Annotated in this window: 22 protein-coding genes and 1 tRNA gene; 18 read left to right on the forward strand and 5 right to left on the reverse strand. The window is 61.2% G+C overall.

Going from position 1 to position 25324, the window contains the following annotated elements; genetic code table 11:
* Nucleotides 1-6 precede the first annotated feature (6 nt).
* From proB to nadD, 3 genes are read left to right on the forward strand one after another with little or no spacing between them, the layout of a single operon-like run.
* Nucleotides 7-1122, forward strand: a complete 1116-nt coding sequence (gene proB / locus MWL89_RS06675; RefSeq protein WP_102378432.1) for a glutamate 5-kinase — start codon at nt 7-9, stop codon at nt 1120-1122.
* Between the two features lie 14 nt (nt 1123-1136).
* Nucleotides 1137-2426: a glutamate-5-semialdehyde dehydrogenase gene (locus MWL89_RS06680; RefSeq protein ID WP_244412275.1), complete on the forward strand. Its 1290-nt coding sequence runs from the start codon at nt 1137-1139 to the stop codon at nt 2424-2426.
* A 1-nt stretch (nt 2427) separates the two neighbouring features.
* Nucleotides 2428-3084, forward strand: a complete 657-nt coding sequence (nadD, locus tag MWL89_RS06685; protein ID WP_244412277.1) for a nicotinate-nucleotide adenylyltransferase — start codon at nt 2428-2430, stop codon at nt 3082-3084.
* Between the two features lie 51 nt (nt 3085-3135).
* On the opposite strand, the gene MWL89_RS06690 is transcribed toward nadD, so the two are convergent.
* Nucleotides 3136-4824, reverse strand: coding sequence for an FAD-dependent oxidoreductase (locus MWL89_RS06690; RefSeq protein WP_244412279.1), 1689 nt, complete (start codon nt 4822-4824; stop codon nt 3136-3138).
* A 195-nt stretch (nt 4825-5019) separates the two neighbouring features.
* On the opposite strand from MWL89_RS06690, the gene MWL89_RS16310 reads away from it, so the two are divergent.
* From MWL89_RS16310 to rsfS, 3 genes are all read left to right on the forward strand, one after another.
* A complete protein-coding gene (locus tag MWL89_RS16310) occupies nt 5020-6474 on the forward strand; it encodes a helix-turn-helix transcriptional regulator (RefSeq protein WP_279611963.1) in 1455 nt (484 codons plus the stop codon).
* 113 nt (nt 6475-6587) lie between these two features.
* Nucleotides 6588-7232: a bis(5'-nucleosyl)-tetraphosphatase (symmetrical) YqeK gene (gene yqeK, locus MWL89_RS06700; RefSeq protein ID WP_102378427.1), complete on the forward strand. Its 645-nt coding sequence runs from the start codon at nt 6588-6590 to the stop codon at nt 7230-7232.
* Nucleotides 7229-7666 (forward strand): ribosome silencing factor, encoded by a 438-nt coding sequence (gene rsfS, locus MWL89_RS06705; RefSeq protein WP_244412281.1) that lies wholly within the window; start codon nt 7229-7231, stop codon nt 7664-7666. Before yqeK ends, rsfS begins: the two co-directional genes overlap by 4 nt.
* Before the next feature lie 183 nt (nt 7667-7849).
* Here rsfS and MWL89_RS06710 read toward each other — a convergent pair whose 3' ends face one another.
* From MWL89_RS06710 to MWL89_RS06720, 3 genes are read right to left on the reverse strand one after another with little or no spacing between them, the layout of a single operon-like run.
* Nucleotides 7850-9172, reverse strand: a complete 1323-nt coding sequence (locus MWL89_RS06710) for a chloride channel protein (RefSeq protein ID WP_244412283.1) — start codon at nt 9170-9172, stop codon at nt 7850-7852.
* Nucleotides 9173-9180: 8 nt separating this feature from the next.
* The gene (locus MWL89_RS06715; RefSeq protein WP_244412285.1) at nt 9181-10197 is read right to left on the reverse strand and encodes a P1 family peptidase; all 1017 of its coding nucleotides are present in this window, start codon (nt 10195-10197) and stop codon (nt 9181-9183) included.
* A gap of 36 nt (nt 10198-10233) precedes the next feature.
* Nucleotides 10234-11232: a LysR family transcriptional regulator gene (locus MWL89_RS06720; protein WP_244412287.1), complete on the reverse strand. Its 999-nt coding sequence runs from the start codon at nt 11230-11232 to the stop codon at nt 10234-10236.
* 519 nt (nt 11233-11751) lie between these two features.
* On the opposite strand from MWL89_RS06720, the gene MWL89_RS06725 reads away from it, so the two are divergent.
* The 3 genes from MWL89_RS06725 (at nt 11752) to MWL89_RS06735 (ending at nt 15753) form a co-directional block, all read left to right on the forward strand.
* Nucleotides 11752-13932: a molybdopterin-containing oxidoreductase family protein gene (locus MWL89_RS06725; RefSeq protein ID WP_244412289.1), complete on the forward strand. Its 2181-nt coding sequence runs from the start codon at nt 11752-11754 to the stop codon at nt 13930-13932.
* On the forward strand, nt 13932-14267 hold the full coding sequence (locus tag MWL89_RS06730; protein ID WP_102378421.1) for a 4Fe-4S dicluster domain-containing protein: 336 nt from the start codon (nt 13932-13934) through the stop codon (nt 14265-14267). The genes MWL89_RS06725 and MWL89_RS06730 overlap by 1 nt, the downstream gene beginning before the upstream one ends.
* Nucleotides 14268-14436: 169 nt before the next feature.
* Nucleotides 14437-15753, forward strand: a complete 1317-nt coding sequence (locus tag MWL89_RS06735; RefSeq protein WP_244412291.1) for an MFS transporter — start codon at nt 14437-14439, stop codon at nt 15751-15753.
* Nucleotides 15754-15798: 45 nt separating this feature from the next.
* On the opposite strand, the gene rlmD is transcribed toward MWL89_RS06735, so the two are convergent.
* Nucleotides 15799-17118, reverse strand: coding sequence for a 23S rRNA (uracil(1939)-C(5))-methyltransferase RlmD (gene rlmD, locus MWL89_RS06740; protein WP_244412292.1), 1320 nt, complete (start codon nt 17116-17118; stop codon nt 15799-15801).
* Between the two features lie 69 nt (nt 17119-17187).
* Here rlmD and MWL89_RS06745 point away from each other — a divergent pair.
* From MWL89_RS06745 to mreB, 9 genes are all read left to right on the forward strand, one after another.
* A tRNA-Arg gene (locus tag MWL89_RS06745) sits at nt 17188-17263 on the forward strand.
* Between the two features lie 254 nt (nt 17264-17517).
* A complete protein-coding gene (locus MWL89_RS06750) occupies nt 17518-18051 on the forward strand; it encodes a peptidylprolyl isomerase (protein ID WP_102378417.1) in 534 nt (177 codons plus the stop codon).
* A gap of 48 nt (nt 18052-18099) precedes the next feature.
* Nucleotides 18100-19464: a tetratricopeptide repeat protein gene (locus MWL89_RS06755; protein ID WP_102378416.1), complete on the forward strand. Its 1365-nt coding sequence runs from the start codon at nt 18100-18102 to the stop codon at nt 19462-19464.
* A 118-nt stretch (nt 19465-19582) separates the two neighbouring features.
* On the forward strand, nt 19583-19987 hold the full coding sequence (gene ndk / locus MWL89_RS06760; protein WP_102378415.1) for a nucleoside-diphosphate kinase: 405 nt from the start codon (nt 19583-19585) through the stop codon (nt 19985-19987).
* A 68-nt stretch (nt 19988-20055) separates the two neighbouring features.
* Nucleotides 20056-21093 (forward strand): 4Fe-4S dicluster domain-containing protein, encoded by a 1038-nt coding sequence (locus MWL89_RS06765; protein ID WP_102378414.1) that lies wholly within the window; start codon nt 20056-20058, stop codon nt 21091-21093.
* Nucleotides 21083-21994: an FAD/NAD(P)-binding protein gene (locus tag MWL89_RS06770; protein WP_102378413.1), complete on the forward strand. Its 912-nt coding sequence runs from the start codon at nt 21083-21085 to the stop codon at nt 21992-21994. The genes MWL89_RS06765 and MWL89_RS06770 overlap by 11 nt, the downstream gene beginning before the upstream one ends.
* A 37-nt stretch (nt 21995-22031) precedes the next feature.
* A complete protein-coding gene (locus MWL89_RS06775) occupies nt 22032-22769 on the forward strand; it encodes an NADH-quinone oxidoreductase subunit B family protein (RefSeq protein ID WP_244412294.1) in 738 nt (245 codons plus the stop codon).
* A gap of 21 nt (nt 22770-22790) precedes the next feature.
* Nucleotides 22791-24080, forward strand: a complete 1290-nt coding sequence (locus MWL89_RS06780; RefSeq protein WP_102378411.1) for a Ni/Fe hydrogenase subunit alpha — start codon at nt 22791-22793, stop codon at nt 24078-24080.
* Nucleotides 24081-24255: 175 nt separating this feature from the next.
* A complete protein-coding gene (gene mreB / locus MWL89_RS06785; protein WP_102378410.1) occupies nt 24256-25311 on the forward strand; it encodes a rod shape-determining protein in 1056 nt (351 codons plus the stop codon).
* Nucleotides 25312-25324 lie beyond the last annotated feature (13 nt).

The raw sequence follows: 25324 nt of genomic DNA on the forward strand, positions 1-25324 counted from the left end.
GTTTGCGTGGGTAGGAAAGTCGTCATAAAAATCGGATCGTCGACGCTGACCACAAGCGAAAGCTCGATCGACTACGAGTTCATGAACGCGCTCGTCGACCAAGTTGCCCGCGTGCGCGCACGCGGCTGGCAGCCCATCGTGGTGACCTCTGCCGCGATCGCCTGCGGACTCGAGGCGCTCGGGATCAAGCGGCGGCCGAGCGACATGCCGAGCTTGCAGGCGGCGGCTTCGGTGGGGCAGAGCGTTCTTTCAACCGCGTACGCGGAGGCGTTTCGGGCCTACGGCATCACGACGTCTATCGTGCTTTTAACCAGGCGCGATACGGCCGATCGAAGCGCGTACCTCCATGCTCGCGATACGCTGTCGCGCCTGCTCGAACTCGATGTCGTACCGATCGTGAACGAGAACGATACGGTGTCGGTCGAGCAGATACGTTTCGGCGATAACGACACGCTCGCGGCGCTCGTAGCCTGCCTGGTCAATGCCGACCTCATGGTGATCCTCTCCGATATCGACGGACTCTACGATGCGAACCCGCATTTCAACAGCGATGCGAAGCTCATCGAGTGCGTCGAGAAGATCGACGAGTCGATCATGGGCGTTGCCGGCGAGGCGGGAACCACCGTCGGGTCCGGCGGGATGATAACCAAGATCAAAGCGGCGCGCGTGCTCATGGTTGCGGGTATCCAGATGGTCATCTGCAACGGGCGGGAGCCCGAAGCGCTGCCTCGCATCGTCGGCGGCGAATCGGTGGGGACGAGATTCGTGGCGGCGAAAAAGCCGCATGAGATCACACCTAAGAAGCTCTGGATTGCGCTCGGCGATTCCGCGCGCGGCGCGCTTATCGTCGATGCGGGTGCGAAAACGGCGCTCATCGAAAGAGGCAGCTCTCTTCTTCCCGTCGGCATCGCTGCGGTCGAGGGGGGCTTCGAAGCGGGCGACATCGTGGATATCAAAGATGTGGCGGGCCATCTGTTCGCCCGCGGCAAGGTGTCGGCCTCAAGCGACGAACTCGAGCTTGCGCAGGGCCTGTCCCAGCAGGCGCTCAAAGCGAACCGGTTGCTTGCCGGTCTTTCCCATAAACCGGTGGTTCATCGAGATGAATTGGTGGTGTTCGAATGACGGATCAGATGTGTATGGCGGAATCGGTGCGCGACATCGCCCTTGCGGCGAAGGCTGCCGCGCAGAAGCTCGCGACGACATCGGGAGTCGAGCGCAACGCCGCGCTCGATGCCATGGCTCGCGCGCTGCGCGAGCATACAGGCGAGATCGTGGCCGAGAACGAAGCCGATATGGATGCGGCGCGCAGGGCGAATACGAGCGAGAGCCTGCTCGATCGCCTCATGCTCGACGCTTCGCGCATCGAGGCGATGGCGGCGGCGCTCGAGGATCTCATGCGCCTGCCGGATCCGTTGGGTGCGGTGCAGATGCAGAGAGAACTGGAAAGCGGCATCGATTTGAAGCGCGTGAGCGTACCGCTCGGGGTGGTCGGCATGGTATACGAAGCGCGTCCGAACGTGACGGCTGACGCTGCGGGCATCTGCATCAAAACGGGCAACGCCTGCGTGCTTCGCGGCGGATCCCTTGCAGCCCGCTCCAATGCGATCATTGCGCACGTACTCCATGATGCGGCGATCGGTGCGGGCATGCCTGCAAACTGCATCCGCGCGATAGAGACGACCGACCGTGCGGCAACCGATGAGCTCATGGCACTTCACGGTATCGTCGACGTGCTCATTCCCCGCGGGGGAGCAGGCCTTATTCGGCACTGCGTCGAGCATTCCAAGGTGCCCGTCATCGAAACGGGAACGGGCAACTGCCACGTATACGTGCACGAATCGGCCGATTCGGCTATGGCCCGCGCTATCGTGCTGAATGCGAAATGCCGCCGCTACGGGGTGTGCAACGCCGCTGAGACGCTGCTCGTGGATCGCTCGATCGCGCACGATTTCCTGCCTGGACTGTTCACTGCTTTGGCAAACGAAAACGTGCTGCTGCACTGTGACAGGGAGTCGTACGACTGCGCGGTGCAGCTTCGGGATGCGGACGGCCGAGCAGACGCGGGGATACGTTTCGTCGAGGCGACCGACGACGATTGGGCGACCGAGTATTTAGCCCCTGAGATCGCGGTTAAGTGCGTCGAGGGCGTCGATGAGGCGATCGAGCACATCAACCGGTACGGAACCATGCATTCTGAGGCCATCGTCGCAACCGACGAGAACGCTGCGAATCGCTTTACGGCCGGCGTCGATGCGGCGGCGGTGTACGTGAACGCTTCGACGGCTTTCACTGACGGGGGAGAGTTCGGCATGGGTGCCGAAATCGGCATTTCCACGCAGAAGCTTCATGCGCGCGGCCCGTTCGCACTCGAGGCCCTTACCTCGTACAAATACGTACTCAACGGCTCGGGGCAGGTGCGTGCGTAGCATGGCGGTCGTATCAGAGCGCTTCGATGGGCTCGGACTCGACGATCCCGAGAAGACGTTTCGCCTCGGTGTCATGGGCGGCACGTTCGACCCCATCCATATCGGACATCTTGCTTGCGCGGAGCAGGTGCGCGAGGCGTACGGCCTCGACGCCGTCATCTTCGTTCCCGCGGGAAACCCGGTGTTCAAGCGCAATCAGAAGGTGACCGCGGCGGCCGACCGTTTGGAGATGTGCCGCCTTGCGGTGCGCAGCAACCCCGCGTTCGATGCGAGCGCGATCGAGATCGAACGGGGCGGCGACACCTACACGGTCGACACTCTCAGGCAGCTTCGATCCCACTATCCCGACAACGTCGAGCTGTACTTCATTACGGGTGCCGATGCGGTGTTCAGTATCGTGAAGTGGCGGGAAAGCTCAAAGATCGCCAAGCTTGCTAAGCTGATCGGCGTGACGAGGCCGGGGTACGCGCTCTCGGATGAGAAGAAGCGCTTCCTCGCCGAGCAGTCCGATTTCTCGGTGTCCTACACCGAAATCACGGCGCTCGCGATATCCTCGAGCGATCTGCGCGCTCGCGTGCGCGATGGCAGGTCCATTCGCTACCTCACCATGCAGTCCGTATTCGATTACGTCGCCGAGCACGGGCTCTACCGGAGCTGAATGGGGAAGCCCGACGATGGCCGGGCTTCCCTTGCGTCGTATCGTGCCGGTTTATTCCAATCCGGCGAGCTCGCGTCCCACGAGGTAACCCCATGTGACGCACCGCCCGTGGCTGACAGCGCTTAAGTGATGCGGATACGTTCCGTTGAACATGCTCCCGCTGACGTTTCCGAGCGCGTAGAGGTTCGGGATGACCGAACCGTCCACGCCGAGGACTTGCGCGCGAGCATTCGTTCTCAGTCCGTTGACGCTGACGAGGCAGCACCCGCTTTCGTCAACCGCATAGTAGGGCCCCTCTTCGATGGGCAGAAGCGCGGTTGGGTTCTTGCCGAAATCGACATCTTCTCCGAGTTCGCATAGTTCGTTGTACCGGGCTACGGTCTTCTCGAGGTTTTCGTAATCAATACCGCACTTGCTTGCAAGGTCTTCGAGGGAATCGCCTTCGATGAGCACGTCCTTGATCGAGTCGTACATGTCCTCGGGCGTCCAGGGGGCGCCGCCTTTTGCTTTGTCGAGCGCCGAGAGGATGTCTCCGGACATAATGACGAATCCATGCGCTCCGGGCTGGTACATGATTGCGTTTGACATGTACTCGAAAGAAAGGTTTTCGTTCACAAAGCGCTCTCCGTTCTCGTTCACTCTCAGAAACGCAAGCATGGCTCCGTTTGCTCGGTTGCCGGTTTTCGCTCCAGCGGGATCGTTCATGAGGATATGCGGGTAGTCGTCTTCTGCGGCACCCGCCTCGAGGCCCATAAGATGGCCGTCGCCAGTGTTGGTCAGCGTCGGATTGATCCAGGCATAAACAGCTAAATCGCGGGGGCGGATGGTCTTGCTCATGATGTCCCAGTTGTACTCGTAGCCGCCCGTGGCGAGCACGACGCCTTTCGATGCGGTGAACTGAACGTAGCCGTCGGATGTCTTGGCAACGACTCCTGCGACGGCGCCGGAATCATCGCTTGCGAGTTTGCACGCTGGGGTTTGGTAACGGAACTCGGCACCAGCTTCCTCGGCTGACGACACCATTGCTTCGACGAATGAGGCGATGCCCTTTTCGACGCGTACGCCGGTCCCCCATGTGGTTACTCCGGCGAATACCGAATTGTTGCTGGTACAATAAAAATCGCCGCATGCGTCGCCTACCGTGTCCATGCCCCAGTCGAGCGCTTCGCCCGATCGTTCGACCCATGTTTCCCAAACGGTGCGATCGCAGCGAAAATGCGCCGTCTCGAGCGCATCGTTGAGGAAATCATTGCCGTCAAGTTCAATCCCGGCTGCTTTGTGCGCCCGGTCGCCTATCGCCCCGATTTCGGTTCCACGGGCGGCAAACGTGTTGCCTTTTTCGAGGACAACCACCTTGAGCCCGTTTTGAGCCGCTGAGGCGGCGACCGTCGATCCGGAGATGCCGGCCCCGCAAACAACTACGTCGCATTCGATGGTTTCCGTAATCTCGCTAGGGTCGATTTCTTGCGAAACGAACGACACCTCGGATCCTTGCGGTCGGGAAAACTCCAAGCCGCAAGGATTGGGGAGCAACGTCTCGTTCGAACCGGAGCTGCTTGTTTGGGTGCTGTCATTAACTGGCGTTTCGGATGCTCCTCCTTGCGAATTCGCTTGCGACGAGCATCCCGACAATCCTCCCGCAAGTGACATTGCCGCGATGGCGGTTGCGCCGACAAACCCACGGCGCGATATGCTCTTTGCGCTGCGGTGCTTTGGCTTGTCTGATTCGTTTCGTTTCATGGTGCCACCCTCCTTGTAGTATGAGCTGAGAGGGCAATGCGATCGGTGCTATACTTTCGTTTGTCGCCGAAAAAGTCGTTTCGCATTGCCCCCGCCCTGCTTACCGGGCGTAGCGAGTATAGAAAGCGAGTGCGTACAATGGCATCCTACGAAACGGCCAAACATGAGGGCATTCCTGTCCACCAAAAGGTAGGAATGGAAATTCATAAGCTTCTCATCAGCGGAAACGCTTTGCTTTATATTTTTGGCCTCGCTTCGTTCTACGCATGGAACCTGATCGATATCTACGCTCAGCCCATAGCCGTTTCAACGATTGGCGCTGGCTGGAGCCTATGGGGATCGACGGTGGTCTCGTCGGTTTGCAATACTGCGGGGTACGTAGCCATAGCCCTGCTGCTGTTCCGCGCGAGACGTTTCAAGGTGATTGCGCTCGCGGCTGCCTTTATTGCGGGAATCAGCGGAATTGCGGTGTATGCGCTGTCGATGGGGCTTCCCGAGTACGGTGAGGCGTTTTTCTTCGGATATCGGGGGATCAGCAGGATCTGCGCCGCATGCGTGATCGTGGTATGGGGATCGAAGTTCAGCTCGCTCGGTTCGGTACGCATAACCGTATTCACGCTCGCTTCGTTTCTCATAGCCTGCGTAGCGTACCTTGCCGTTGATGCGACGGAGGGATTTCTGAGGGTAGCGCTTATCTCCCTATTGCTCCCCGCATCGATGGTTCTGCTTTTCAGGGTTCAACGATCTTCCGCTCCGAAGGCTACCGATCTAGAGCATCCTCGTTCCTTCATCTCCACGACATGGCGAGTTCTTCTCGTGTTCTACATGTTCGGTGTTGTTACCTGGATAGTGATCTTGAACTCGCAAGCTCGACTTGGGTACGGTGAACCGATGGGCTCGATTGTTGCGATGGCGAGCTTTGCCGTCGTTTTCGTGCTTCTCGTCGTCTCGCTGGTTCTCGGATCGACATTCTCCCTTTCCTATATCTACAAACTGGTTCTGCCGATGGTGATGGCCGGGGTTGCCCTGATTATCGTGTTCAGCTTCGAGCGGAGCATAGGACCAGCCTTCGTATCTACGGGGTTTACCTGCTTCGATTTGTTTTGCTTTGTCATGATTGCCGATGCCGCTAACAAAACGAAAGCAAACCCTATCAGGGTATTTGGTTGGTGCCGCGCGATCGAGAGCAGCCTTCCCCTGCTCTCGATCGGCATAATCTTCATTGCCCAGAACGTATTCGGAGTCGAAGAGAACACCCTCATCTATCTCTTTGCAATCGCCTGCATCGTCGTCATGAGCGCTTCTGTAATACTGGAGAAAAACGGCATATTCGAGCGTGCGCACCTGAATCCCTCGATTGAGTATCCTCGGGCGGAAGTTATCGTTTTCGCGCGCCAATGCGAGAAGGCGATAGACGTGTATGCTCTTTCGGCTCGGGAAGCGGAGGTGTTGAGCCTTTTGGTTCGGGGGAGAAGCGTACCTCATATCGCCGAGCGGCTCTATATTGCGCGGAGTACCGTAAAGACCCATATCACGCGTATTTACCAGAAGATAGGAGTCGAGAGCCGACAGGAAATGATCGATGCTATCGAATCGCTTGACGTTTCAGTCGTTGATGCAGGCGAGGATATCGAATCTCGCGTTGACTGAAACGCGGTTGCGAACGGGGAACATTCTTGCGAACATGTCGTGAGCCTGCTTGCGGGAATCGCACGATTGCCCGATACTGGGCAGATGCGCGATCGGCGAGGAAGGAGGATCCCGTGGCCGAAGAATCTCTGACCGATGAGTTTTACGAACAGGCGAAAAAGAGCCTGAGGCAGCGCCTTGCCCCCCAGCGGTACGAGCATTCGCTCAGCGTTTCGGACATGGCCGTCCGTCTTGCACGGGCCTATGGCGTCGACGAGAGAAAAGCCCGCCTCGCGGGCCTTCTCCACGATTGGGACAAAGATTATTCCGACGACGACGCGCGCATGCGTGCTCGCGAACTCGGCGTGCAGACGAATCCCGTCGTACTCGAGAGCATGCCGCGTCTTCTGCACGGGCCGACCGCCGCGCTCGATCTCGCACGGGCGTATCCCGAAATCGGCGACGATGTGCTGCAGGCGATCGCCCGTCATACGTCGGCCGAGGTCGGCATGACGGATCTCGACATGGTGGTGTACACTGCCGATGCCATCGAGCCGCTTCGCCCCTTCGACGGCATGGCGGCCGTGCGGGAGCGGATCGGCCAGGTAAGCCTCGAAGAGCTGTTCCTCGCGACGTTTCAGCATGTGATCGCGTTTCTCGTTGAGAAGAAGCGCAGGATGCACCCCGATACCGTAAACGTATGGAATTACTACGTCGAGCGTTCGCGCGACGTGAGGAAAAAACCGCGAAAAGCGGAACAGAAGAAAGGAAGCAAGTGACGCAAACGCCGACCGCAAAAGAGTGCGCGCTCATCGCAGCGCGCGCAGCCGATGAAAAGAAGGCGACCGATATCATGGTCCAGGAGGTCAAAGACCTCATTTCCGTGACCGACTACTTCGTGATCGCAACTGCGGCGAACAGCCGCCAAGTAGAATCGATTATCGATGAGATAGAAGAGCAGGAACGAAAGATCGCTGGCGTGAAGCCCCTGCATCGCGAGGGTACAGCCGACGGGTTGTGGGCGCTGCTCGACTACGGCGAGTTCGTCGTACACGTGTTCCAGCCTGAAACGCGCGAATACTACCGCCTCGAAGCGCTCTGGAACGATGCGCCGATCATCGATTTGGCCAAGGAGGCGGGCCTTGTCGATGTGGAATACTCCGAGCGCATCGCCAAGCTGCTCAAAGAGGCTCGTTCCCGCATCGAATCGTAAGACCCCGCTCACCTCGTTGAAGCGAAGTCGGGCGCAGCTTGCGCAAGCTGCGCCCCTTTTTCGTGCTCGGGGCCCGCTCAAGCAAAGCCGATCGGGTGCACGCGTCCGCCCGCGTTGTCGGATCGGCGCTTCGGGGGTCCGACTGGACGCTTGGCGGCTGCAAGGGGATGAGCGCGTCCGGTGCTACGAGGTGCCGGTTTTCCCGACCGGTTTCCCCCCGTCCCCTTCATTGGCCTTCTCGCTCGGTTTCGCAAGGGACCCATCCTCGGGCTGAAGGAACTTCGGCAGGGGGATAGCCGAGCCGATGATGGCCCCCACGAGCATGATGACGACGCCTTTCACGGGGAAGCACAGGAATAGCAGCAGCACCGCCATGAGCGGCTGGCGCATAACGCCGCCGCAGACGGCGGCCGTGCTGGCACAGAGGCAGAACACGGGATCGGCCCCGGTGAGCAGCGCACAGCCGTAGCCGATCGAGATTCCCGAGAAGATGACGGGGAAGAAGTGGCCGCCGCGCCACCCGGTATGGATGCAGAAGGGCGTGGTGAACAGCTTTGCGAACCCGGTCAGCAAAAGCACGATGGCGGGCATCGTCGTCCAGATGCCGGATAGGGTATGGGTCTGGCTTTCGCCCGCGAACATCGTGAACGGCAGCACCATGCCGCACGAGGCGAGCACCATGCCGCCGATGACCGCTTTGATGACCGGGCGATTGCCTAAAAGCGTGCTGAACCCGAGCGAGAAGCGGTCGAACAGGTGGTAGAGCCATCCCCCGGCTGCGCCGACGAGCGTGATGGGAATCAGCCAGACGAGTTCGGTTGTTCCGATGTGTATCTCGGTGAAGCGGGGCAGGCCCATGCCGCCGCCGAACAAGGCGCCGAGCCCCATGAACGCGCCGAGGGCTCCGGCGATGGCGCACAGGTACACGATGATCTTCGAGGTTTTCGGTAACACGAGCGTGTCGTCATCGTCGCCGTTCTCCTCGCAGCTTCCGTAGAGGGGCGCTGCGAATCCGAACAGCGGCGCGGTGAATATGGCGGAGAGCGCCGCCGAGGTGCCGATCGAGGTGAGGTTCTTGAAGTCGGAGCCGAAGCGCTTCATACGGTCGCCGACCCACGTGCATAAGCCTGCGATGGCGCCGGTGAGCCCGGCTTCGGGCCCGATGCTGCCCCCGAACAGGAGCGGTAGAAGCGCCGCAACCGACGAGATGCCGATATCGTCGTACTCGTAGCGCCCGTTCTGCTTCACCTTCTTCATAACCGAGTTCAGCTCTTCGGGATAGGGGCCGAACCTCTTTTGGTACAGGCCGATGACGAGGCCTCCGATCGTGCAGACCACGAGCGGGAAGAACGCGAATCCTATGCGGTCGGGAAGCGTTTTCCAGACGAAGTTCAACCCGATGTTCATAACGAGGAAGAACGCCCATACGAACGCACCGGCGAGGGCGCCGGTGAAGATGACCGCCGCAAGAAAGAGCGTGCGGTTTCTGATCTTATGCGAGTCCATGGCCGTCCTCACGCGATATCGTCGGCAGCGGGCAGGCCGTACGCCGATGCAGCCGAGGTGACGGCTCGGCAGATGGCCTGCTGCATCGCCTCGGTTCCCATGACGGCTACAAGATCGCTCGGGGCGGCGATATCGCCGGAAGCGAACGTGAAGATCGTGTCGCCGTCGTTTGAGGTGTGAACCGGCTTGATGGCGCGCGCGTAGGCGTCATGGCAGGTTGACGAGACTTTGGTCGCCTGCGCCTTGGTCAGGCGCGCATTGGTGACGACGACGCCGATCGTCGTGTTGGCGCAGGGGGTGCCGCCCGGTTCTGCCGGCGACTCCGGCGCTTCCGCCGCCGTTTGAGCGGCGGCCTGAGCCGCCATCGCCTGCGCGGCGAATTCGAATGCCGTAGTCCCGTCCATGACTGATCCATCATCATCGCGGCATCCGGCGATCCAGACCCCATCCTTGTTTCGAACGTTGCCGAGCGCGTTGACCGCTACGAGCGCCGCTACGACGAGGTCGCCGAATCGCATCGCGTTGATGCCGAACCCCGATTTCATAGCGCGTTCGCTCCCGAGGAGCTTGCCGACGGTTGCGCCGGTTCCCGCTCCAACGTTGCCTTCTCCAAACGGCTCGCACGCAAACGCCGCTTCGGCGGCGCGGCGGCCCATGGCTTTGTCGGGGTGACCCGGTTTTCCGATCAGCAGATCGAACAGGCACGCACTGGTAACGATGGGTACCCGTGCGGTTTCGACGGGGAAGCCGACGCCCCGTTCGGCGAGGGCGTCCATAACGCCCGAGCTCGCTTCGAGTCCGAATGCCGAACCGCCCGAAAGGACGACTGCATGCACGGCCTCGACCATGTTCTCTGGTTTGAGCAGATCGGTTTCCCGGGTAGCGGGTCCGCCGCCGCGCACGTCGATGCCGCACACGGCCCCTTCGGGTGCGATGACGACGGTGCATCCGGTTGCGAGTTCGGCATCGGCGGCATGGCCGAAACGAAACGAGGCAAGGTCTTCGAGGCTGGCTTGTTCGAACATGGGGTTCCCTTCGGTTTTCTTTCGGCCTCGATTGTACTACGACTGCGTTGCCCCGCTTGCGGGATGTTCCCCTTCGGGGCGGGGGCGCGCGTCGACGAGGGGGTGTTTGGCGAGATACGGGCTGCATGTTTCCTCGATGCAGGCTTTAAAGCGGTCGATGTAGGCGAGGGTAGCCGCGTCTACCTGCTCGACGGACGAGTAGAGAAACCCGACGGTGAAGGTGGCTGCGTGTCGTATGGGCAGATACAGCGCGTCTTCGGCTCCGGCGCTCAGATAGGCGCTGAAGGCATCGCTGAACGTGACCGCCCGTCCCGATTCGATGTACTCGTTTATCATCGAGAGGTTCGATGCGTGCATGATGACGTTTTCGAACGGATGGCGTACGAACATGCTCTTCAGGATGCTTTCGAGAACGGGTTCGTTGTAGTAGGCGATGGGAAGCCCGGCAACCTCCTCGATCGTATAGCATCGCTTTCGAGGCGAGAGCAGGGCTTTCGTGCCTACGAGCACGATGCTCGATCTGAACAGGGGGACGTAGGCCGCTGCTCGGCTTTCGGCGATGCGGCCGAGGGCCGCATCGGGTACGACGACCATGGCCGCCGTTTCGGGGCTTTGGGTGGGGTCGGCGATGTCCTCGAGTATTTCGGGCATGCTCTTTTCGGCGAGTATGACGTTTCTGAGATCGTATTTGTCAAGCGAATCTCTCATAAGCGTGAACAGTCCTGCTACAAACGGCATAGCTGTCAGCTTGATGGTTTCGCATGAGCGGGATGCTTCGGCGTGCTTGCGCATGGTCTTTTCAAGGGCGGCGTAGTCTTCGACGCATGCGGTGGCGAGAGGTACGAGATCGAACCCCGCCTCGGTCAGGCGAATGCGTTTGCCCGTTCGTTCGAACAGCGCTGTTCCGAGTTCCTTTTCGAGCGACTGTACGGCTTTGCTGAGCCCTTGCTGGGAAACGTAGAGCTGGCGGGCGGCAAGCGAAAATGAGCCGATCCGTGCGACTTCGAGAAAGTAGTGAAGAGATTCGATTCGCATGTGCGCCCCCAAACCCCACCGAACCTTGTGCCATGATAGCAAAATTTCGCGCTGCGTGCGCGGTTCGCCCGAGACGTTGGAGCCCGTGAAACGGTAGCAGGCAGGCGGCGGCCCTCAAGTTGGCAGAAAACGGAAGTTTTTCGTCGTTCTGTGGTCGCTCGAAGAGAAACGTATGCGGAGACGCGTCGATGATCAGGAAAAACGTAACCGTTCGGTCAGGAACGGCCCACCGAGGGCCCGTCGAGAGCGGTTTGCTTCTTTTCGATGACGAAAAACTTCCGTTTTCTGCCACAAGCTTGGGGTTTGCCATTCGGGTAAGGCGGTGGGCCGGATGCCGGCATCGATCCACAACGGAAGGTTGTACGTTGCGAACCGTTCTGTGTTGGACGGGCGGTTTCGAGGATCGTAGGATGAAGGTACCAGATGCATCGGGCGGGGGCTGCCCGATGCGATCCGCACGAACCGAAGAGAAAGGAAGCTTTGAGGCGTACGTAAGACGAGCATGCGAAAGGAGCGGTTATGGGAGTTAAGAAGACCAAGACCATGTGCACGACGTGCCACGCGCGATGCGGGGTGATCGTGTACTCCGACGAGGACAACAAGATCATCAAGGTCGAGGGGGATCCCGACAATCCCAAATCAGCCGGCGTCATATGCGGTGCAGGCATGTCCCAGCGCGAGATACACAACAACACCGAGGGGCGCATCCTCTACCCGATGAAACGCGTCGGCGAGCGCGGATCGGGGGAGTGGGAGCGCATCACGTGGGACGAGGCGCTCGACGCCATCGCCGACAACTGCAAGCGCATCATTGCAGAATACGGCCCCGAGGCCATCATCACCGGGCAGGGCACCGGTCGCACGTCGAACCATTGGCACTGCCGCCTGAACTCGTCGCTCGGGCTCGAGGGCTGGTCGCTCGTGCCGACGCACGTGTGCCTCATGCCCCACATCCTCCCGAACGCCATCAGCCTCGGCATCTACAGCCCCGCAGCGGGGGATCTCGGTAACTCCAAGACCATGGTGCTCTGGGGGCAGAACCCCGCCATGGAGCGCGCCTTCACCAAGATCATGTACGACAACCAGGCAGCCGGTGCGAACCTCATCGTCATCGACACGCGCTACCAGGACATGTCGAAGCACGCCGACCTCGCCATCCAGCCGCGCCCGGGCACCGATGCGGCGCTCGCTCTGGGCATCATGCGCGAGATCATCCGCAACAAGTGGTATGACCGGGAGTGGATCGACAACTGGACCTACGGTTTCGCCGAGCTTGCCGAGCGCGTCGAGGAATGGACGCCCGAGAAGACGGCGGCGGTGTGCGAGATAACACCCGAGGAGGTTATCTCCGCCGCCCGAATGATGGGAACGCAAGGCCCTGTTGGCATGATGATAGGCCTTGGGCCGGGTTGCATGCACTCGAATGCCATCCAGAACGGCCGCGCGCTCGCCTGCTTGCAGGGGCTGCTCGGCTGGATCGACGTGCCGGGCGGCGTGAGCGTGCCGCTTTCGTTCTCGGTCATGCTCGACGACAGGATCACGCTGTGGGACGGCAAAGACCCCGGGCGCCCCGATCTGTTCACGTTCGGCGGCGAGGAGCATCCGCTGTACAAGTCGTTCGGCCGCTCGAACGATCCGCACGCCACCTTCGAGGCCATGATCACCGGCGAACCCCGACCCGTGAAGGCGTTCATCGCCATCGCGAACGACCCGCTTCTGTGCTACGAGAACACGAACCTCACCTACGAGGCCATGACGTCTCCGAACCTCGAATTCATAGCCGTAAAGGATTTCTACTTCTCTCCGACGGCCAAGCTCGCCGATATCGTGCTGCCCTCGGCAGACTGGTCCGAGCGCTGCACGTACGACGAGGAACTCGACGGCAACCTCATCTTGGCGTTCGACCAGGCGGTCGAGGCGCCGGGGGAGTGCTGGGACGATTGGCGCTTCTTCCTCCAATGGGGCAAGCGCATGAGCCCCGAGGATTGGCCGTGGGAAAACGAGAAGGAGATGGTGCTCTGGCGCCTGAGGGAGTTCTACGGCTTCGATGTGACGTGGGACGAGTTCCAGGCGGTTCCCGTGCGATCCACCGAGCCGGGCGGCCAGGCGGGCGAGCCCGTGTTCAAGAAGTACGAAAAGGGCATGCTGCGCCCCGATGGGAGCCCTGGGTTCCCGACGCCTTCCGGGCGCGTCGAGTTCTACTGCGCGACCATGGCGGCGTTCGGCTACGACCCCCTGCCCGATTACACCGAGCCGGCGGAGAGCCCGATCAGCCAGCCCGAGCTCGCGAAGGAGTACCCGCTCACGCTCATCACGGGCCATCGCGTGTACTCGTTCTTCCATTCCGCGTGGACGAACATTCCCTCGCAGCGCAAGCTCTACCCCGATCCGTTCGTACTCGTGCATCCCGACGATGCGCGCGCCTACGGCATCACCGACGGGGAGTGGGTCACCATCTCGTCGCCGCGCGGGCATATCATCTCGAAAGCCGAAGTGACGCGCGAGATCAAGAAGGGCGTTGTCGCGGTGCCGCGCCCCGGATGGCGCGACGAATGCCCCGAGCTCGGGTTGCCCGGCTACGGCTGGGACAAGGCGAACGGCAACATCCTTGTTCCCTCGGTGCCGGCCGAGCCGGGATACGGCGCCACGCCCATGCGTTCGTCTCTGTGCAAGATCGAATCCGGAAGGGGGGATCTGTGATGAAAAGGATCGACGGCGAAGGCATCGCCCTGCTCCTCGACCTCGACGACTGCACCGGCTGCTTCGGGTGCGAATCGGCCTGTCGCGAGACGCATCGCTACCCGTACGACGAAGACTGGATGAAGACCGAGCGACGCGCCCCGTTCCTCGTCGACGGCAAGCTGCGCCAGTACCACCTGGTCGCGCCGGTGCTCGACAAGTGCCGCGCCTGCTACAACGACGATCCGAACCCCCTGTGCGTGACGGGCTGTCCCGCGGGAGCGCTCAAGATAGGCTCGCTCATGGACATGGTGCGCGAAGCCGAAGGACGGCACTGCACCATCTTCACGGCGTAATCGCGTTCGTAGACTGCTTCACCATAAGAACGGAAGCCGCTGTTGCCTGCTGGGCGCGGCGGCTTCCATCCGATAGACGGGCGGCGGCGTCCTGCGGATGGCTGCTGCCATCGTCCGGGTTCGAAATCCCATATCTCAATTCCTCGCACGACGAAGGAAAGGCTTGATTATGGAAGAAACACGAAGCAAACGACCTGCTATGGCCGCCGCGGGGTGCGCGATCATCCTCGCAGTCGGCATCGGATCAACCTCTGTCCTCAACGCGATCGCTCCGTTGCTCATTGAGGGCATGGGGGCTACCGTCACCGATTATTCGTTCGGACCCATGCTCGCAACGATCTTCGCGTTCGTCGGAAGCCTGATCGGTGCGAAATTCATTACGAAGATCGGAGCGCGGCGCTGCCTGCTCATCGGAACGATCTGCGTGTGCGCAGTGCTGTGCCTCATCGCTTCGGCTACGAGCACGGCGCTCTGGTACGTGGCGAACGTCATCAACGGAGTGGTGCTCGCCATTGGCGCGCATGCGGCGGCAGCGGGCGTACTCGCTGAGTTCTACGGGGAGAGGACCCCCACGGTATTCGGTATCGTAGTCGGTGTCATGAGTTTTCTCGTGGCGGGCGAGGTTCTGATCGAATCGATGATGCTCAACGCGCTCGATTACCGTATGATCATATACATCTTCGCGGCCGCAACCCTCGTGTTCGGTTTGCTCTCGAACTTCGTGCTCATCGGGCGCCTCCCCTCGGAGCGCGCGGCGAAGCAGGCGGCGGGCGCAGGGGCCCAGCCGACGCCCGGCGCACCTGCCGATACCGACGGCCACGAGGCGGTTGCATCCCCGGACCAACCTGCCGAGACGGTCGAGCCTGCGGGCTTCACGTTGCGCGATGCGATGCGCTCGCCGACCCTCTACCTGTTCTTCCTCGCGATGGTGCTCGCCTCGTTCCCGCTGAACGGGTTTTCGGCGTATGCATCCTATTTCTTCGTGGGAAACGGGCTGTCGGCTTCGCTTGCGGCGACGCTGCTGTCGGTCTTTGCGGTGATCGTTGCGGTCATCAGCCTGGTTTCGGGCAGCGTATCGAAGAAGCTCGGAGCCTCGATCACCTCGATTATCGTGTTCGTCGGATTCGCCGTCGGCGTCGGCATGATGGTGGCCTGGACCGATGGGGGATCGTTGCCCGTAGCGGTGGCAAGCCTTGTTCCCTGTGCGCTCATCGGCCCCGTCCAGATACTTCCCGCGCTGTTCATTCCGCAGCTGTTCGGCATGAAAGACTATACGTCCATCAACGCGTTCGGTATGGGCGGGTTCTACCTCGGAGGCGCGGCGGTGTTCGTTATCGTGGCCGCCGTCATGCAGAATCTCGGCTACAACATGGGGTTCATCGTGCTCGCGGCGTGCGGCATCGCAGCGCTTGTCCTGTTTCTGGCCGCCATCGCCCTTAGCCCCATGAAACGCCTGGCGGCAAACGGGGGGCATCCGAAGCAATAGGTTCGGGTCAAGCGTGTTTGGGCATGGTCCTCTTCGGGCGCCGGCTTATCCCCGGCGCCCGAAGATGCAAACTACCTCGGTGTGATAGGTCTGGGGAAACAGGTCTACGGGGCGGACGCTCACGGGTTCGTAGCCGACGGCCTGGAAGCGGGCCACGTCGCGCGCCCAGGTGGCAGGATCGCAGCTCACGTAGGCGACGCGCGTCGGTGCGGCGGCGGCGATGCTTTCCGCAACCCCCTTGGCGAGCCCCGCGCGGGGCGGATCGACCACGAGCGCATCGAGATCGCCGAGCATCGGAAGCTCGCGCGCGCTGTCGCCCCCGATGACCTCGACGTACACGCTGTTGGCATCGGCGTTTCTCCGAAGGTCCCGCACCGACGAGGACGCCGATTCCACGGCGAGCACATCGGCTCCCGCTTTGGCGAGCGGAACGGAGAACGTGCCGCCGCCCGCATACAGATCGGCGACCACGTCGCCGTCCGAAACGCCGAGGCCCTCGAGAACGGCATCGATGAGCTTTTCGGCTTGGGCGGTGTTCACTTGGAAAAACGACGGAGCGCTCGTCCTGAAGCGGTTTCCCGCCATGTCCTCTTCCCAAAACCCCTTGCCGCTGAGCGCTTCGACGCCCTTGATCTTGCGGGTTTTGCCCGGGTCGGCCATGACGCGCACGATGCTCGTGGCCTTGAGCGCGCTTTCGAGGGTGGCGGCAACCGCTTTGCGGGGGAAAGCCCCCGGTTCGGTCCAGAGCGCAATCTCCATATCATGGGTGCGCATGCTGTGGCGGACGCCGACGCGGAAGATGCCGAGATCCTGAGATCGTTGCAGGTAGCCGAGCGCTCCGCGCAGCGCTTTGGGCGCCTTGGCGATGGCGGCGTGGGCGACGGGGCACGATTCGACGGCGACGAGGTCGTGCGAGTCCTCCTTGCGAAAGCCGAGCAAGAAGCGCCCCGCGTCGTTGCGCGCGGTGCCGAGTTCGATCTTGTTGCGGTATCCCATCTCCCGCTTGCTCGGAAGGCAGGCGGATACGAGTTCTTCGGCGGCGTTCCTCTCGAAGCGCGCGGTGCGGACGAGTGCGGAAACCACGTTCGCGCGCTTGGCTTCGAGCTGCGCCGCGTACGCGATGTTCTGCCAGGGGCACCCGCCGCATACCTTGGCATAGGGGCAGGGCGCCTTCGTGCGATCTGGGGAGGGTTCGACGATTTCGACGATGCTGCCCGTGCAGAAGCTCGGTTTCTCGTCTTCGATCGCCACGCGCACCGTATCTCCCGGTACGCCGCCGTGCACGAAGATGGTTTTTCCGTCGGTCCGATGCCCTATGGCATCCTTTCCGTAGCTCAATCGCTCGATGCGAACAGTGTCTTCCATGGGATCCTGTGAATTCTTTCGAAACTTGTTTTTATGATTGGGACATAATAGCGTATAATCTGCTCCCGTGCCCTTGTAGCTCAGGGGATAGAGCGTCTGCCTCCGGAGCAGAAAGCCGCAGGTTCGAATCCTGTCAAGGGCACCACTTTGATTGCGCGAGGCCGGAGCTTGGTTCCGGCCTCTTTTTCTGGTCGTAGCATCGGTTGGCGTACCCGTTCTCGTTTCCCGTGGGTGTGGTTTTGAAGTCGAGATAAAAGGTTTTTGGACAGCGCCTGCACTTACCTGCTAAAATCTCCTTTCGTGTATGTTGAAATCCGTGGTTCCACCATCGGGCTTCCGTCTTGCAATGACGGTATGCGCCCGGTTTGGGGCCGAAGCGATGCGAGAAGGAGCCATACCATGGCGTTATATACTCCCGAGTACCAGCCCTCAGGCGATGAGATCGCCGTTATCAAGACGTCCAAGGGCGATATCCGCGTTCAGCTTGCCGGCAAGGACGCCCCGATCCACGTGGGCAATTTCGTCGAGCTTGCGCAGAAGGGTTTTTACGACAACCTGAAGTTTCACCGCTACGTTCCCGGTTTCGTCATCCAGGGCGGCTGCCCCAAGACGCGCGAACTCGATCCCGAACAGGTGAAGGCCGCTGAGGGAAATCCCTTTGCGGGATTGGGCACCGGCAACCCCGGCTACTCGATCAAAGAGGAATTCTCCACCAACCCCAACAACGTCCATGAGGACGGTGCGCTTGCCATGGCGCGGTCCCAGGACCCGAATTCCGCAGGTTCGCAGTTCTACCTGTGCCTCGGGCCCCAACACTCGCTCGATTCGGGCTATACCGTGTTCGGGCAGACCATCGAGGGCAAAGACGTCATCGGGCAGCTGCGCGTTGGCGATGTGATCGAGGGCATCGAGATCGAGAACGCCAACGCCTAAAGGCGGGCTTGCTCGGCGGCTCGAACAAACGACACTCAAAGGAAGCAGATGAACAACGAGATTTTCCAGCAGGCTCGCGCTGCGTACGCTTCGAGGAACTACGAAGCGGCGCTCGGTGCGTATACGCAGTGTTTGCAGGATGTCAGCCACCCGCTGGCTCCGGGGGAGATGGGCCTTCTGTACCACCAGATCGGCAACTGCCTTGTCAAGCTGGATGACTACAACGAGGCGATCCACGCCTACACCCAGGCGACTGCCGATTCGACGTACGACGCGGTCGGCGCGGTCAACTATAACCTGGGCATGGCGTATGCGGCTCTCCATGATTACGAGGATGCCGTCAGGCACTTCGAGATTTCGGTCTCCGATGCGAAGTACGACACCCCTCACAAGGCGTATTCCGCGATGGGCAGCGCGCTTCTGAAGCTCGGGAAATCGGCGGAGGCAGGCGTAGCGTTTCGCCAGGCGGCGCTTGACGAAGGCAACCCCGATCCGACCAAGGCGCTTCTGAACCTCGGCATCTGCTTCATGGCTCTCGATCGTCCTGCCGATGCGGTGACGTCCTACGAGAGCGCTTTGCAGTTCGATATGCCGGCGGCGACGAAGAACAAGCTGTTCGCAAACCTCGGCCAGGCATACGTCGCCTGCGGGCAGATGCAGAAAGCGGTTACCGCATTCGAATCGGCCTTGGCCGACAAGACGTACTTCCTCAGCGATTCGGCAAACGTCGACTACCAGCGCGCGGTCGGATCCGTTGCGAGTGGCACCTCCGAGATGACCGCCATCATGTCGCCGATCGGCGCCGACATGTCGGGTCTCGACGTCCCCGCCGACGGAACCCCGGCCTATCCGGCGGACGACCCGTACGCGTACGGCAATCCGCAGGATGCGTACTACTACAACGAGCCCTACGGTGCCGAAGCGATGCCCGGCTACGCTCCCGACGACCGTTTCTTTAACGCGAGCGACGAAGAGCTCGAGCAGTGGTCGAAGGGCCTTGCGAAGCAGGATCGCAAACGCCGCAACGTCGGCCTCAAGATCCTCGTGGTGTTCATCGCGCTGATCCTGATCGCCCTCGCTGCCGGCGTGTTCCTTTTCACCCAGGGCTATGGGTATCCGAGTCAGGAAACGGTGGTCGCGGAGCTGTTCGCCGATCCCGAGGCTGCGTCCTCGTCGGTATTTGCGAAGGACGTGTCCGAGGACAAGGTCCAATCGATGCTCGCGCAGGTTACCGCAGATCCCAGTGCGACGATCGACGGCATGAACAAGTCGATGAGCGAATCGACGGCTTACGTTACGGCCAAGACGGCCGACGGGGGAGAGGTTCAGTACGAGGTGTCGCTCGTGCGCGACGTCATCGGCTGGAAGGTTTCCAGCGTCGAGCTGTATTTTGCCTCCCAAAACCAGTCATAGCAGGTGACGAGCCGGATTGCCCTGCGCAGCCCGACTCTTCTTGCCCTGATCGCATAGCTGTGCGGCATGCCCTGCGCAGGCCGTATGCGCAAACCAGGTACCATTCGAAAGGAAGAACATGGCAGTACAGAAGACCTACATCATGATCAAGCCCGACGGCGTGAAGAACAAGCACATCGGCGAGATCGTCAACCGCTTCGAGCGTGCGGGCCTTAGCGTCGAGCGCATGGAGCTTGGCATGGTGACCCCCGAGCAGGCGGCAGCCAACTACGCCGAGCACGAGGGCAAGCCGTTCTACAACGGGCTCATCGAGTACATCACCTCGGGTCCCGTCGTCAAGATGATCATCTCGGGCGACGGCGCGGTTGCGAAGTGCCGCACGCTCATGGGCGCCACTAATCCCGCCGATGCTGCCCCCGGCACGATTCGCGGTGATTTCGGCCTCATTATGGACGAGAATGTCATTCATGGTTCCGACTCCCCTGAGTCGGCCGAGCGCGAGATGGGCATATTCTTCGCGTAAAGCCAATCGGACCTGCCAGACGGGACCGTTTATCCATAAACGGGTTTTGAAAGAAGAGGAGCAGGTGCATGCTATATCGTGTTATCGACGCGACAGAGCTTCCCTCACTCGTTCGGGCTTTCATGGATTCGTATGAAGTCGTAGCTCCGGTCAAGCAAGGCCGGGGCTACGTGTTTGATGCGATCGAAAGCCCCGACGAAATAGCACTCGACTACGATACGACGATCGTGTCGCCTAAAAAGTACTTCCTTCCCCCGAAGGAGACGCTATTCGAATTCGACGCGACGGTGAACGAAGTGACCGATTTCGCAGTGGAGATCACGCCGCGGGTCATCTTCGGCGCACATGCGTGCGATATCAATGCGATCAACCGACTCGACCTCGTGTTCAAAGACGGGAAATACCCCGATCCCTACTATACGGCGCGTCGCGAGGCGACGCTCATCGTGGGGATATCCTGCATGCCCAGCGAGCATTGCTTCTGCGATCTGTGGGGAAGCGACGAAGCGCGGTTCGGCTACGATCTGTTTTTACAGGATATCGGCGGAAAATATCTGGTGAGCATTTCGAGCGTCGAGGCCGCTAACATCCTCGAGGCCGCATGCGACCCGCGTGTCGCCACCGATGAAGACCGTATCGAGTTTCGCCACGCCACCCGCAAGCGTCAGGAGAGCTTCAATCGCGAGGTGCCCGACATCCAGGAAGTCGCCATGCTCATGGATGCGTTCCACAAGGATCCCTACTGGGAGGAGCTCGGTGGCAGGTGTTTGGCATGTACGGCGTGCTCGGCGGTGTGCCCCACGTGCTTCTGCTTCGACATTCGCGACACGCTCGACGCGAACGGCAAGACCGGAAAGCGGGAACGCACCTGGGACGCCTGCACGGCTCCCCAATTCGCGCTGGTAGCGGGTGGGCACAACTTCCGCGAGAACGGACGCAACCGCGTGCGGCACCGTATGTACCACAAGCTCAACGGGTTTCTTGCCAACCACGACCGCATGCTCTGCGTGGGATGCGGCCGGTGCGTGAAGGCATGCAAGGCGAACATCAACCCCATCGAAGTACTGAAATTCTTCGAGAGGAAGGGGGCCGAAGATGGCGAATAGCTGTGCGGCGAACACCGTGCACGTGTCGCCCGTAGCCGATTACACGCGGCCCATGACGGGCGATGAGATGATGGCGGCAAACCCGTACAGGCCCTGGCCTGCGCGCATCACGTCGATCATCGAGATCACGCCCACCGAGAAGCTCTTCGAGTTCCGCCTGATCGACGAGCGGGTCCGCGAGGCGTTTCGCCACGAGCCCGGCCAGTTCGTCGAGGTGAGCATCTTCGGCGTGGGCGAGAGCCCCATCTCCATTTCGGGATCGCCCTCCAAGCAGGGGTTCATCGAGCTGTGCGTGCGTCGCACCGGCGAATTCACCGAGGTGCTCCACAAGATGCAGTGCGGCGATATCGTGGGGCTGCGCGGACCGTTCGGCCGCGGCTTTCCCTTCGAAGAGATGAAGGGCCACGACATCCTCTGCGTTGCGGGGGGTCTCGGGATTGCGCCTCTGCGCTCGCTCATCAACAACATCCACGACGAGCGCAGCGAGTTCGGCAAGGTCACGATCATCTACGGCGCGAAGAATCCCAGCGAGGTGATGTTCCGCAACCAGTTCGAGATGTGGCGCCACCGCAAGGATTTCGACCTGTACCTGACCGTCGACGTGCCCGACGACACGTGGGATGGGGAAGTGGGCCTCGTAACCAAGCCGTTCGAGCACCTCGAGCTCGACGCCACCAACACGTTCGGAGCCATCTGCGGGCCGCCCGTCATGTACCGCTTCGTCATCGACGAGATGCGCAAGAAGGGCATCAGCTACGATCACATCTACGTGAGCTTCGAGCGCCATATGAAGTGCGGCATGGGCAAGTGCGGCCACTGCCAGATCGGGCACCAGTACGTCTGCATCGACGGACCGGTGTTCAACTATTGGGAAGCCAAGAATATCCAGGGGTCGATGTGATATGTGCGCGAACTGTATAGCATGCGACGAGAAACCCATGCCGCCCCGTGTGGTGATCGTGGGTCTGGCCAGCTGCTTCGGCTGCCAACTGCAGATAACCAACGTCGAATCGCATCTGCTCGAGGTGCTCGGGCAGATCGACCTCACCTACTGGCAGCTCGCGTCGAGCGAGCCGATGCCCGACGATTTCGATGTCGCCATCATAGAGGGCGCCGTGACGACCGAGGAATCCGAGGCGCTCGTGCGCGAGCTTCGGTCCAAAGCCAAAGCGGTCGTCGCGATCGGCGCGTGCGCCAATACGGCGGGCATTCCCGGCATGGCGGCAGCCGACTACCGGTCACGCCCGACCGAGGTGTACGCGAGCGTTCCCGAGGCATGCGGCTCCATGATCGCGCCGCGCTCGGTGCCGAGCGTCATCGACGTGGAGTACCGCGTGCCGTGCTGCCCGATCGATCCGTTCGAGTTCATCGAAACGCTCACCCGAGCGCTGTACGGCTCGAACGCCACGCAGTCAACGCGCACGATGTGCGGCGATTGCAAGCGCAATGAGACGGGCTGCTTCTACGGCGAAGGCACGATGTGCCTCGGCCTCGTGACGCTTGCCGGATGCGGCGCGCGCTGCGTGAACCTCGGTCGCCCGTGCAACGGCTGCCGCGGCATATCGCCCGATGCCAACCTGGAATCGGCGCGCGAATCGGTCGAGCGCTACGGCGTATCGGTCGAGGCGTTCGACAAGGCCCTTGAGATGTTCAACCAGACGAACCCTCACAGATAAGCGAAGGATTAGGTTTCAGCCATGACGAAAACCTCCATACAGGTCGATCACATCGCCCGCATCGAGGGCCACGGCAACGTGCACGTGGTCATCAAGGACGGCGTTGTCGAGACGGTCGAAATGAACGTCGTCGAGCCTGCGCGCCTGTTCGAGAGCATGGTTCGCGGACGCAGTTACACCGAGGTGTCCTACATCTCCTCGCGGATCTGCGGCATCTGCTCGGCAAGCCATGTGGTCACCGACCTGAAGGCCATCGAGCGCATTTTCGGCGTTCGGCCGACCGACCGCACCCGCGCGTTGCGCGAGCTTTTGATCTACGGATCCTATCTGCAGAACCACGCTACGCACCTCTTCGTGTTCGCTGCCCCCGATTTCGTGGGCCTGCCGAGCGTGTTTCCGTTGGCCGAAAGCGATCCGGCGCTGCTCGAGCAGGCGCTTGAGCTCAAGGCGCTCGGCAACGAGCTGTGCACGAAGGTCGGCGGCCGCAGCGTCCATCCGATCACGGCGGTCGTCGGCGGGTTCACCCACGAGATCGAAGCCTCGGAATACCTGGAGCTCGCCGACAAGATGGACGCCATGGTGCCGTTCGTGCTCAAGACGGTCGATCTGTTCGACTCCTTCGACGTGCCCGACATCGCCACCGAGGGCGATATGCTCGCCATGGTGATGGACGATTACTACCCGATCGAATGCTCCGATACCGCGCGTTTCTTGAAAGCGGGCATCGAGTTCGATGCGAACGACGTCGACGACCATATCGAGGAATACCCCGTACCCCATTCAGGCGCCCTGCTCGCGCGGGTGAAGGACACGGGCGCGCCCTACATGACCGCAGCGCTTGCGCGCATCAACGCTTCGTGGGCGAACCTGAGCTCGCAGGCGAAGGTGGCCGCTGCGAAAGCGGGCTTGCGGCCGCCCGAGAAGAATCCGTTCATGAACAACGTCGCACAGGCCGTCGAACTCGTCGACGCGCTCGATCGGTGCGCGGGGATCTGCCGGGCGCTCGCCTCGGGTGCGGTCGCTGGATCGAGCGAACCCGTCGAATTCGAAGTGAAGGCGGGCCGCGGGGTCGGGTTCACCGAGGCGCCGCGCGGAGCCCTGTTCCACGATCTGACGCTCGATGGTGAGGGAAAGGTCGTTCATGCGTCCATTATGACGCCGACCGCTCAGAACGTGGCGAATCTGGAGGCCGATATGCGCCAGCTCGCGGAAAGGCTCAGCGGCGAGGGTCGGCCCGAGGACTCGATTCGGCTCGAGATCGAAAAGCTCGTGCGGGCGTACGATCCGTGCCTGTCGTGCAGCGTGCACTGAGCGACTGCCCGAAGTCTTGGAATTGCGGGGTCTTTGCCCAGATGGGCAGAGACCCCGTTTGCGTTCGCGCGATTCAATCGCAGCATGTACCACCTGTGGATTTTGGCACAGTCCATTTTGCCCTGTGCTAAAATGCAGGTTCGCATGTTTAATGATGATAAAGGGGTTAGCCTTTATGTCCATTTTCGATATGTTTTCGGGATTCGGGGGCCAGATGTCGTCCGACATGGCCATCGACCTCGGGACTGCCAATACGCTTGTCGCCATCAAGGGCGAGGGTATCGTTATCAACGAGCCCTCGGTTGTCGCTATCGAGAAGAGCACGCATCGCGTTTTGGCGGTCGGCCACGAGGCGAAGAACATGATCAACCATACGCCCGACGCGTTTTCGGCGGAGCATCCGCTGCGTGACGGCGTCATCGCCGATTACGATGTGACCGAGGCGATGCTCTCGGCGTTCATCAGCAAGGCATCGGTGCGCAAGTACCCCTGGCAGGCCAAACCCCGTATCGTCATCTGCATTCCCTGCGGCGCAACCTCGGTCGAGAAGCGCGCCGTGTTCGAGGCGGCCATCCAGGCCGGCGCCCGTCAGGCGTACCTCATCGAAGAGCCCATGGCGGCTGCGATGGGCGCCGACCTTCCGGTTACCGAGCCTACAGGCTCGATGGTCGTCGACATCGGCGGCGGCACCACCGAAGTGGCCGTTATCTCGCTCGGCGGCATTGTCACGTCGTCTTCGCTGCGCTTGGCCGGCAACCGTATGGACGAGGCCATTGCCGTTCATCTGCGCGATCTTCTGGGCATCAAGATCGGCGAGCGTACCGCGGAGGTCATCAAGATCAAAATCGGATCGATCCTGCCTTTCGAGGACGGCCGCGAGCGCGATATGATCATCTCGGGCCAGGATGTGGTCACCGAGCAACCCAAAGAAGTTACGATCCAATCGGAGGATGTGCGCGCCGCACTGCAGGCGCCCATCGACGAGATGGTCGTGCACATAAAGGAAACGTTCAAGAAGACCAACCCCGACTTGGCTTCCGACATCATCCAGAACGGCATCCTGCTCACCGGCGGCGGCGGCCTGCTTTCCGGCCTCGACCGCTACCTTACCGACAAGCTCGAGATTCCCGTATGGGTCAGCGAGACTGCGCTTACCAACGTCGTAACCGGATGCCTCAAGGTACTCGAAACCCCGACCGCGCTCAAACAGACCCTTATGCGATCGAAATAAGGCGGTGAGAAGC

It is taken from the genome of Raoultibacter timonensis (assembly GCF_022845715.1).
GTDB lineage: Bacteria > Actinomycetota > Coriobacteriia > Coriobacteriales > Eggerthellaceae > Raoultibacter > Raoultibacter timonensis.